The organism is Mesotoga sp. UBA6090, from assembly GCF_002435945.1.
GTDB lineage: Bacteria > Thermotogota > Thermotogae > Petrotogales > Kosmotogaceae > Mesotoga.
Window position 1 is genome coordinate 1 of sequence record NZ_DIXC01000051.1, and the last position, 10,825, is coordinate 10,825.

General features: G+C 44.2%; 10 protein-coding genes and 1 pseudogene. 8 read left to right on the top strand and 3 right to left on the bottom strand.

Translation table 11 applies throughout. The annotated features are described in order from the left end of the window. The 3 genes and pseudogenes from B3K42_RS13765 to B3K42_RS07655 form a co-directional block, all read left to right on the top strand. Window positions 1-149: pseudogene (locus tag B3K42_RS13765) on the top strand (group II intron reverse transcriptase/maturase); the annotation flags it as partial. 528 nt (window positions 150-677) lie between these two features. Continuing rightward, window positions 678-1,481, top strand: a complete 804-nt coding sequence (locus B3K42_RS07650) for a type IV toxin-antitoxin system AbiEi family antitoxin domain-containing protein (RefSeq protein WP_110991255.1) — start codon at window positions 678-680, stop codon at window positions 1,479-1,481. Next, a complete protein-coding gene (locus tag B3K42_RS07655; RefSeq protein WP_110991256.1) occupies window positions 1,478-2,443 on the top strand; it encodes a nucleotidyl transferase AbiEii/AbiGii toxin family protein in 966 nt (321 codons plus the stop codon). Before B3K42_RS07650 ends, B3K42_RS07655 begins: the two co-directional genes overlap by 4 nt. A gap of 427 nt (window positions 2,444-2,870) precedes the next feature. Here the strand turns inward: B3K42_RS07655 and B3K42_RS07660 are convergent, their stop codons facing one another. After that, window positions 2,871-3,515, bottom strand: coding sequence for a nucleotidyl transferase AbiEii/AbiGii toxin family protein (locus B3K42_RS07660; RefSeq protein ID WP_292598105.1), 645 nt, complete (start codon window positions 3,513-3,515; stop codon window positions 2,871-2,873). After that, complete coding sequence (locus B3K42_RS07665; protein WP_103134793.1) at window positions 3,479-3,763, bottom strand: DUF6922 domain-containing protein; 285 nt, start codon at window positions 3,761-3,763, stop codon at window positions 3,479-3,481. The genes B3K42_RS07660 and B3K42_RS07665 overlap by 37 nt, the downstream gene beginning before the upstream one ends. A 1,159-nt stretch (window positions 3,764-4,922) precedes the next feature. Between B3K42_RS07665 and B3K42_RS07670 the strand changes: the two genes are divergently transcribed. The 4 genes from B3K42_RS07670 to B3K42_RS07685 all read left to right on the top strand — a co-directional run bounded on the left by B3K42_RS07670 (window position 4,923) and on the right by B3K42_RS07685 (window position 7,699). After that, window positions 4,923-5,681 carry a type IV toxin-antitoxin system AbiEi family antitoxin domain-containing protein gene (locus B3K42_RS07670; protein ID WP_110990359.1) on the top strand — a complete coding sequence of 253 codons (759 nt, stop codon included), beginning with the start codon at window positions 4,923-4,925 and terminating at the stop codon, window positions 5,679-5,681. Beyond that, on the top strand, window positions 5,678-5,965 hold the full coding sequence (locus tag B3K42_RS07675) for a nucleotidyl transferase AbiEii/AbiGii toxin family protein (RefSeq protein WP_110990360.1): 288 nt from the start codon (window positions 5,678-5,680) through the stop codon (window positions 5,963-5,965). Before B3K42_RS07670 ends, B3K42_RS07675 begins: the two co-directional genes overlap by 4 nt. Window positions 5,966-6,209: 244 nt before the next feature. Next, window positions 6,210-6,806 carry a type IV toxin-antitoxin system AbiEi family antitoxin domain-containing protein gene (locus B3K42_RS07680; RefSeq protein WP_258367239.1) on the top strand — a complete coding sequence of 199 codons (597 nt, stop codon included), beginning with the start codon at window positions 6,210-6,212 and terminating at the stop codon, window positions 6,804-6,806. Further along, window positions 6,803-7,699 (top strand): nucleotidyl transferase AbiEii/AbiGii toxin family protein, encoded by an 897-nt coding sequence (locus B3K42_RS07685; RefSeq protein ID WP_292598112.1) that lies wholly within the window; start codon window positions 6,803-6,805, stop codon window positions 7,697-7,699. Before B3K42_RS07680 ends, B3K42_RS07685 begins: the two co-directional genes overlap by 4 nt. A 704-nt stretch (window positions 7,700-8,403) precedes the next feature. Here B3K42_RS07685 and B3K42_RS07690 read toward each other — a convergent pair. Then, window positions 8,404-9,549, bottom strand: coding sequence for an AAA family ATPase (locus tag B3K42_RS07690; RefSeq protein WP_292598115.1), 1,146 nt, complete (start codon window positions 9,547-9,549; stop codon window positions 8,404-8,406). A gap of 642 nt (window positions 9,550-10,191) precedes the next feature. Between B3K42_RS07690 and B3K42_RS07695 the strand changes: the two genes are divergently transcribed. Then, window positions 10,192-10,825: IS110 family transposase (locus tag B3K42_RS07695; protein WP_292598118.1), on the top strand; the 634-nt coding region annotated here is incomplete at its 3' end.

Consider the following 10,825-nt stretch of genomic DNA (forward strand, 5'->3'; position numbering starts at 1 on the left):
TAAACAAAGCCTTAGTCCAGTGGGTAAGAAACAAGTACAAGAAAAGGAGAGGCCTCACAAAAGCGGGTAAATGGCTCCAAGCTCTTGCTCGCAGGGAGCCTCATCTATTTTTACACTGGACAATGGGGATATTCTATATGGCTGGATAATGGGAGCCGGATGAATCGAGAGGTTCAAGTCCGGTTCTGAGAGAGCCTGGGGGTGAAATCCCCCTGGGCTACTCACCGAACGAGGATCTGTTCTTCGTTCTTGGCCAAGATCAAAACCAAGAGCGAGATCCTGGCCAAAGCATGCCAGATGACATTAAGGACTGTCATCCCGTGATGGTTCTGCACGGGATCTCGTATCTAAGACCCGCTTTACGCTTAAGAACGAAGACCCGCTGATCGCTGCAAAGAGCCGAGAAAGAGCATTTACGAGAGGTCGCTGCGCTCACGAGAAGACGAGAGCACCGTCTCGCGCTCCTTAACCAAGAACCTGGACGCGTAGCGTCGGAACGAAGAATTGCTCTTTCAAAGAACAGTTCCTAAGGCTCTTGCCAGACCTTAGACCCCACACCCCAGACCCGGCTCATTTTACGACGACGACGTTATCATTGTGCTTGACATGGATCACCTAAAAATATAAAATATTTATACTATATGCCACTAGATGTCAAGTAACGGAGAGGAGATCAAGTGAGATTAGAACTTTTTTTTGAAGAATCACCGGTCTTCACGACTCATGAACTGAAAGAATTTCTGAAGAAGAATGAAGCGAAGAGTCTTGAGAACTACAGCGTTCTTCTGAATTATCACGTTAAGAGAGGCCGGGTCCTCAAAATCTGTCGTGGTCTCTACGCAGTGGTACCCCTAAACCAGAAGGCAGAACAATTCGCCCCGGATTCATTTCTCATTGCAGCAAAGAGAACAGAGGATGCGATTCTTGCCTATCATACGGCTCAGGAATTCAATGGGAATACCTACTCGCTTTTCAGTACCAGAACATTCTTAACTATGAAGAGTGTGCATCCTTTAGTGTTCAGGGAAATCGAATACATACCGACTCACCCTTCTCAGAAGCTGCTTCGCTCAGACAGCTACTTCCTACTCACGGAACAAGTGGATATAAACGGTATAAACGTTCTTATAACCAGTAGAGAAAGAACCTTTGTAGATATGCTCGATAGACCCAATCTATGTGGCGGAATTGAAGAGGTCTGGCGTTCCCTCAAAACGACCGAGTATCTAAACATCGAAAACCTGCTGAAGTATCTGAGAGCGCTTGACAACTCTACCACGAGCGCCAAAGTAGGCTTCTTCTTACAAAGACATCCGAAAATCACAAACAATGACCAGACTCTATTGAGAGAACTGAAAAAAATGATCCCCGTTTCGCTGCATTACTTTGATCGATCACGAGTTGACAGAGCTAGGTTGGTAAAGGAATGGAATCTCGTAATTCCTGAATACATATTGAATGAAAGCTGGGAAGAACAATGAGAATATCCAGGGAGACTCTGTCCAGATTATCCGGTCAGACGGGTTATCGGCAGGAGATTATTGAGAAAGTCTCTCTACTGCTTTCATGGCTTGATCGCGCATCAAATATCGATCGACTTGCAGGAAGTTTCGCCCTAAAGGGGGGAACGGCAATAAATCTGTTCTTCCTGGAAATTCCAAGATTGTCGGTAGATATAGATATCAACTATATTGGATCACCCACTCGAGAAGAACTCGACCGTGACAGAAACGGTTTTGAGAACATCATAGAATCAGTATGCCTTGAAGAGAGCCTGTCCATAAGAAACAAAAGGGATTCACAAGCGGCCACCTCTTATTCATTGAGGTACGTAAGCTCCCTATCTTCTGGAGGAAACCTGTCTGTTGACATAAACTACATGATGAGGGTTCCACTGTTTGAAATAGAAACAATGGATTCAAGGCAGCTAGGTAGTCAAATAGCTCGCAGAGTTCCATTAGTAAACAAGCTGGAAGTTTTCGCCTCGAAAATCGCGGCCTGCTTTTCGCGAGAAACAAGCAGAGACCTTTATGATGTATATTTGCTTGATAAGCAAATATACACCCTTGATCTTGAAAAACTCCGGCTTGCCTTTACGGTTTTTGGGGGGATGAATCGAAAAAACTGGCTCGAAATAGACGTAAAATCACTTCGAGTAAACAAGAATGACCTGAAAAAACGATTGCTGCCACTTCTAAGAGGCACACTTGACAAAGAAAAACTCGACACTCTTGCCAGTGACATCGAAAGATCTTGCCAGAGAGTAGTCTCTTACTTGCTGCCTCTGAAGGACAATGAAAGAGAATTCTTAAGAATCCTAAACGAAAAAGGCGAAATCAGACCAGAAATCATTACCGATGACAAAGAACTGGCAGATAGAATCAAGAAGCTGCCTATGCTCAAATGGAAAGCACTTAATGTCAGACAAACCTATCAAAGATGATCAGAGATGTCTCACCAACTGGAATGCCCTTGTACTGTCATTCCGTAGTGCTCTATGTTCATAAAACAAGGGAGAAAGAGCATCGAGAGTTCGCGTCCTCTCGAGAAAGCGAGAGCGACCGTCTTCGCTCTCTCCTCTTCTCACACTCCTTAACCAAGAACGAAGAACCTGGACGCTCAGCGTCGGAACGAAGAATTGCTCTTTCCAAGAACAGTTCCTAAGGCTCTTGCCAGACCCTAGACCCTACAACCCCAGACCCGGCTCATACGCTTTCTTCTCGGAGGACGGAGAACCGTTGACGGCAGACCCGTTCTAATTGAATGAAGAACTGTATTACTGAAATGTAAATAATGGAGTCACGAAAAAGCTGGTCACGAAAAAGCTGATAAGGTTCCGAAAAGGACGGGGTCTATCCACAAGCACATATCTAGTCATATTCGGGTCTAAATAAGCTCTTCGCCAAATCGAATAGCTCTTTGCTTTTCGCTTCCAAACGTTCTTTCACTTCTTTCCAGCTTAAAACTGCTTCTAATGGATCCGGGGAGTCCTCCACGTCATCGAAAAAGGTTACAGCCCGTATTATGTGGTAAAGATCGACTTCTTTACCATACTTCTTGACAAAAGCTCGAAGAACTCTTTCCGGAGACTCTCTCTTCAGAATTCCAGCGAAATCGAAGTAATCTTTCTTCTCTGCTCTTGCAGCGATAGCGCTCAGCTTCATAGCGGCGATATCGATTACCGAAGCCACATCAAGCGATCTATACTTATTGAAAGGCTCAACTAACTCGTAATGATATTCAAAAAAGCTCGCACGAACACCCTCGATCTCAGCTTCAAGTGTACCTGTCTGTATCCTTACACTCTCTATAGAAACGCCCAACTGCTTCAAATACTCCAGCAGCGCTTCTGGCCTATAAGACTCAGCTGTGAAGAAATCCAGATCGAAACTCACTCGATGTCCATAGTACATCGCCAGAGCTGTGCCCCCTGCAAGATAAAAATCGGGGAGTTTACTTTCAAGAATATTCAGAAGATTCAGAGTCTGTGATGAAAGTCTGTCGGTGCTAAGCATCTGGCTATCTCCGATTTAGGAATATCCAAAATAAGGCTCCAGAAATTGGCGGTTGGTCTGCCAATTATTCTGCTTCTTCTAACAACCTGCGCAATCTCTTGCGAATCATATTCAGAAATAAGATTGAGAACATCCTCCATCGTCCCGTATTCCAGAACCCTAGAGATAATGAAGAACTTGTCCTCTTCTCTGTCCAGTTTCTTGATATCCACATCCCAAAAACACGTAGTCCTCAACTTCAAAGCCATACAGTTCACCATATCAATTTTATCATCTGAAGCCTGACAAAGCTCACTTCTAACTTGAATTACCGTTTACCGTGCAAAAGTATTGACCCGTTTAGCGATTAGATCAAAATCGCCTCGCGTTTTCATGTGAACTTATTTCATCATCTCGATCGTAGGAACCGCTGTACGCCTTGAAAATCCGCTTGCAAGAAGACGCTGACCGCTGTGAAAAACCGTCCTTCGTTGTCCGTCCCAGATCACGGACCCGTCCTTCGCCAAGACCAAAGCCCAGATCCTGGCCAGGAGCTTTGTCAGAATCACATAAAAGGCTGAAAGACGATGACTTTGAGAGCGGGATGACACTTATCATTGCTCTTTCAGATAGAGGTCTGGCTTCTTCTTACAACTTGCATCATGGAACTTGCAACCGGATCTTTGGACGGTGAACTGCCAACGGGCAACCTTGTCTAATTTGACTGGCCTGCATCAGCAGACTGGCTCCTTTTTGCCTTCTGCTTTGCGCGTGTGAGAGAACTTCCTCTTCGGGCGAACAGCCGTTCGCCCCTACAAGAAGAATATGATCCTGAATGGGATGACAGATCAAGAAGATCGGTAGGCAACTCTTCGCTTTGTTCCTGGCGCGTAAGTGCCAGCATCACTTCTTGAAAGGTTCTTCGCCAGCCTTGCGTCTAATGTTTTATTCTTCCTCGCGCAGCGAGCCTCACTTCTGCTCTTGCCAGACCCTAGACCCCACAACCCTAGGCCCGGCTCATACGTTCTTCTCGGAGGACGGAGAACCGTTGACGGCAGACCCGTTCTAATTGAATGAAGAACTGTATTACTGAAATGTAAATAATGGAGTCACCAAAGGTCTGTAATGCCCTTGCTCTTCCAAGCGATCAGCGGATCTTTGCTCTTAAGCGTACAGCGGCACTTTCGAAGGACGGGTTCATGTTCCTGGACGAAGGACCAAGGACGGTTCCTTCCGCTCCGCAACGAAGAACTGTATTACTGGAATGTAAAAAATGGAGTCCCGAACAATAGAAAAATAGTCCCGAAAAATACGTGTCCTTGTTCTCTTCAAATTGAAAGACATGGACAATCTGCTAAACTATGAATAGAGCAATTTCTTACTTAGATACGTAAAACATAACATATCGGGTAAGGGAGGTGTATTGGAATGAGAATAGACATTCTAGACAAATTAGCCAAAAAGGGTGACGTGTTTACTATAAACGATATAGCTAATGAGTTCAATATTCAAAGAAATGTCCTTTGGGTAATGCTTTCTAGGCTGGAAAAGGGAGGGTGGATAAAAAGAATCGAGAGAGGAAAGTATCTGATAGTACCTTTGGGAAGAGAAAAGGACAAATACACTGTAAATGAATTCCTTATTGGTTCATTGCTCGTAGACCCATATGCGATAGCGTATTGGTCTGCTTTGAACCATTATGGATTAACTGAACAACTACCAAATACCGTATTCATTGAAACAACTTCGAGAAAGGACATACGGGAAAAGAGAATCATTGGTATCAGGTACAAGATAGTAAGAATAAAAGAACACAAATTTTTCGGTATAGGAAAGACCTGGATAGATTCCGATCAAATAAACATAACAGATAAAGAAAAAACAATAGTAGACTGTCTGGACAAACCGCAATACTGCGGTGGCATTGTAGAAGTGGCAAAAGCCATAAAAAGTGGAGAATATGATAAGTATAGACTAGCTGAATACACAAAGGAAATCAATAATACAGGTGTCATTAGGAGACTGGGTTATTTGTGTGATTATCTAGATTTAGATATAAACCTTCCCGCTATCAATACAAGAAGCTATGTATATCTTGATCCAACAATGACACATGAAGGGCCAAAGGATTCAAAATGGATGCTCATAGTAAATCTGGATGAAAAAATACTGGGAGATTTGGAATGATTAGGCCACAAGAAATAAAAGAAAAATCTGCTCAAATGGGAGTACCAATTTCGGCCATAGAAAGAGATTATGTACAGAATTGGATATTAAAGCATTTAAGAGAAATAGACATGGTTCTGAAGGGTGACACAGGCATTAGAAAAGCCTACTTTGAGAATTACAGATTCTCAGATGATCTCGATTTTACTTTGCTTAATGAAGTAGAGACTGATGAACTCAACGCCCAGATTACTACTGCCGCAGAAAGAACACAAGAGGAAAGTGGAATAAGCATCATTAATTGAGGCTCAGATCAGCTCATCCATCCTTAGCCGCCACTAAGGATGTAGTCGAGAACTTGAATGTCACTTGAGTAGTAGACATTTCCTTATTAACATGATAAGGTCCCTATGTATCTTATTTATCCGCGCTCTTACCAAGGACGGCTCTTCGCTCTCCAACTAAATCACTGCAATTCATGATACAATTTTCATGAACATCTGCAGATACAGAATCATGCAGGTGTTTGTTGAAAGTGTTGTTGAAGAGGTGAGATTATTGAACTCAACAAGTCACCAACTGCCTCAGAAGAAGATTATCAAAATAGATGAACTCAAAGATATGGGATATAGCTTCTATCGTATCAAGAAGCTTGTCGAGGAGAATATCCTTAAGAAACTGACGCGCAAAAGCTATGAAAATCTAATCTACGAGGGTGATGAATCGGACTTTTACTATGTTGATGCTTATGTGCCAAGGGGCGTGATCTGCCTGATTAGCTCGGCAATCTACTGGCAGCTTACCACAGAGCGTTCTAGAGCAATAGACGTAGCGATTCCTAGGAGCGACAGGTTTTATACGAAGCCAGAGTGGCCCCAGATTCAACTTTACTATTACAGCGACATGCGCTACAAAATCGGAATCGTGACTATTGACGAAGACTCGAATCAGTTCTCCATTTATGACCCGGAAAAGACAGTAATCGACATTCTTCAATATCGCGAAAGGCTCGGAATAGAAGTCGCAAAGGAAGTGCTTGTTCAGTATCTCGCAAAAAAGAATCGAAACCTGAACAAACTGTACAGATATGCCAAGGAGCTCGGAAATTCAAAAACACTGAGAACCTATCTGGAGGTACTGCTATGAACAATGCAGCATCTGTAAAAGCCCGGCTGAGAAATCTGGCCGAGAAGCAAGGCCGGAGTTATCAGGATCTACTGCAAATCTATGCGCTTGAGCGAACCATCTACAGATTATCCCTGTCTCCCCATAGAGACAAATTCACATTGAAAGGCGGGATCTTTCTTTATGCGCTATTTGAAGGGCGGTTTCCCCGCTCAACAACCGATATAGATCTGCTGGGGCAGAGGATCAGCAATGAATTGGAATCTCTCGATAAGGTTTTCAATGATATCTTCTCGCTAAATGCCGACGATGGGATACGCTTTGATCTGGAAAGTATGAACCTACGTACCATTGCAGATACAAAACAACACCCGGGTACTCGCGTAACCATTACGGCCTACATGGAGCGAACAAGACTATCCATAACCGTCGATGTCGGATTTGGTGATTGCATAACACCCGAGAGGGTTCAGATGGAATTCCCGGTTCTACTGAATGATCCGGAGCCGGTCGTCTTTGCATACTCAAAAGAATCGGTTATCGCGGAAAAACTAGAAGCGATAGCTTCGCTGGGTTTCCTGACCAGTCGCTACAAAGACTTCTACGACATCTTCTTGCTGTGCAAGTTCTTTCGTTTTGATGGCGCAACTCTACAGGCCGCAATTAAGGAAACATTCAGAAATCGGAGCACTCCGATTGAAGACATCGTCGCATTCGAGAAGCAATTCATTTCCGATTCACTCCATCAGAGAAGATGGACAGCCTTCGCCAAAAAGAAAAACACTACGTTTGATACATCTCTTGAGGAAGTTATAGGCCAAATCAAGAACTTCCTAATCCCTGTACTTGAAGCCTTGCAGAGAGATGAGATCTTCGGCTTACACTGGGAGCCTGATGACCTAAGCTGGAAATAACCACTGTGTTTGTAGAGTTGGTAAGAGCAGGGAAAGAGCTTCCAGAGTTCGCTTCGCTCATGACAAGCGAGAGCGAAAATAGGGACGACGATTCTCCTGACGTCTGTCCCTCCTGCAAAGCAGCATCACTTCTTCTCATGCGAGACCCTAGACCCCACAACCCCATTCCCGGGCTCTTAGCCAAGAACCTGGACGCGTAGCGTTGAACGAAGAACCGTTCTTCCAGTACTAAGCGTACAGCAGCTCTTAGGATCGAGATGCTGAATCAAGTTCAGCATGACGAGGTGTTGGATTCTCGGAACAGCCTTACATAGTCATCCCGTAATGTTCCTATACGGGATCTCGCTCTTGTTCTCTCTGAAGAAGGACCGGGATCCTGGCCAAAAGCACGCTGACATGAAAGGGTGTCATCCCACAGTCCCCCCGTACTGTCATCCCGTATAGCCTGCCCTGAGAAGCGTGCCCCAATATGCTTCTGTTTGGGGGTCCTGTTCAGGACTGCAATACGGGATCTTGTTCTTCTCATCCGTCTCGCCCTCTCTCCTCTTCTCGTAGTTCTTAACCAAAAACCCGAACACGAAGTGTCGGAGCGATGAACCGCTCTTCCGTGTATCGCTTTTTTTGAACGAAGAACAAAGTTCCTAGCTCCGCAACGAAGAACTACGTTCCTAGAATGTAAATAATGGAGTCACCAAAGAAATTTCCTACAAGACTTCTAGTTCACGAATATCCTTTGGCATAGTGTGAGGCGCCACAATCTCACCAACACTCATCCCCGCTTCAAGAAGGGTAGCTGCTTCGTCGATTGAAGTGGCGACTCTTACTTCCGTTCCCTCTGGCGATGGTGTAAGAAGAAGAACCTCTTCGAGTGCAATACCTTTATTCATAAGCAAGTCCATGCTATGCGTACTCAATAAAACCTGACGACTCTTGCTCTTTTGAAGTTTATACATTAGCTCTGGAAGCAGCTGAATAAGTGCCTTATGAAGAGACAGTTCTGGTTCCTCAAGAAGGAGCAATGAATTGTCTTCAAGAATTACCCAGAGAAGTCCAATTAGGCGGAGCGTTCCATCGGAAAACTGATCTTCACGCTGTTTTGCACCGTGGCCTCTCCAATGTTCATACCTTGCTTCCAAATGGGGTTTCCCCATGTTGTCAACTACAAATGAAAGATCTTTGAGCTGAGGCACTGCCTTCTTCAGGAGCTCTTCAACTTTTTCTAGTCGAGAACTTCTCGTCTTCTCCGGAGTCTCGGCGAGTCTCTTTACGAAAGTCTGGCCAAAAGGGTCTCCAGGCAAAGCATAACCGGAAAATGTAGCGGCGAATCGTATGAACTGAGGGACGAGATGAAGATACTGCACTCGCTGAAGAAACTCAGACACTTCCCTGAAATCCCTATTAGCACTAATCTGTTCAAGATTGGTCTGTGTAAGTCTTTGAGGATCTTCTTTATCTCCTTCATTGGGTCTGTCGAGAATGAGTGTGTTATCTTTCCAAACTCTTTCATGAGTCAGTATTTCTAGTCGCTTACCACCTGTTTCACGAGTAATGCCCAGCGAGTAACGCCACTTCTCTTCTTTTCTTTGATCATCTGAAAGAGTAATCGAAATTTGGACATCTGAGCTTCTGCGCGCCGACAGACATCTAACTTTCGAAATACCTCCTCGATTGGTCAATGCCTCCTGCAGGCCTCCCCCAGACTTTGCTATGTCTCTCAGAAATCTAAGCACATCGAGGAAATTGGATTTTCCCGATGCGTTGGGCCCTACAAGAAAGACTCTTCTGGTAAGATCCACATCGATTTCACGGAAATTTCTCCAGTTCTTGACGGACAGATGGGAAACAAGCACTGAAATCCCTCCAATGCAGAAAACTTCAAGAAAATTATACCATCGTATTACTTTCTCATATTATGCCCATTTATGGCCTCACTTGTATTTGCTTAACCAAGTTCTGTCTCTCTCGGTGGACGGGTCCATACTCCCATGGGCAATTAGAGACAGCTTATCTGCTCTTCTCTTTGGATAGCTCTGGCGAAAACAAGAACTGATAAAACGTTCCGTGTCTGTACCAATTTAGTCAGACTAGACGAATACTACTTGCAGTGTTTGCTGGAGTCCGATTCTTCGTGTCCACCTTCTTTTCCTCTCACATTCGTGAACGAACACTACGTTACTGGAATGTAAATAATGGAGTCTGTCCCGAAAAATCAATGTAAATAATGGAGTCTGTTGTAGGTATATAAGCTATGACTTGAATTGTAAGGAATGGTTTTTCTACAATGATGGTGGCAGTCAGGGAGAAGGTAGAGACTTGGAGTCTATCAGCCTTCCTTATGAAGGAAGAGCTACGTGGTGACAACACTCATCTTCTTCCTGGGAGTACTTCAGGTTCTATGATAAGTTCATCCGGGGAAAGTTCCTCAGGAACTCTACAACAGGGAAATCGGTACTCACAGACTGCTAATCCATTTATTGTGAGGTGTTGGTGAGATGAAAGAGCAAAGTGGTACGATCGTAGGTATCGACTGGTCAGCTGACTCCCACACTTGCTATGACCTCAAGGCTGACAAGAGTTTCAAGATCCCAGACTCAGTTAAAGGTTACGAAAGACTGCTGAACGATTATCCAGAGGCAGTTTTCGTGATCGAAGAAGCAAACAACAGGATAGGAGACTACCTTCTCATTAACAATAGAGAGGTGTATGTCTTACCTCCTTGTAGGTCCAAAGAGGCCAGGAAGTATCATTTCAGTTCTGGAGCAAAGAGCGATAGTCTGGATGCCAAGGCAATAGCTCTTACCTTCAAGGAACATCCCTCTTATTGTCTCAAGGCAAGATATTCAGGGGTGGGAGCGAAGATAACTAAACTGGTGACTATGTATAACATTGTATCTAAGTCTCATAGTCAACAGTGCAACAGATTGTATTCAGTCCTATTGAGGTATTTCCCCGAATACTTGCACATTATGGATAGGCAGTACAGATCAAATACCTCCTTGAAGGTTCTGAGCATTTACCCCACGATAACTGAATTGAGGAAGGTTTCGAACGAAGAGCTTAGGAAGATACTGAACAAAGAGAACCACAGAATGACGAGTGGTTTGAGAAAGAAGCTTGACAGGATAA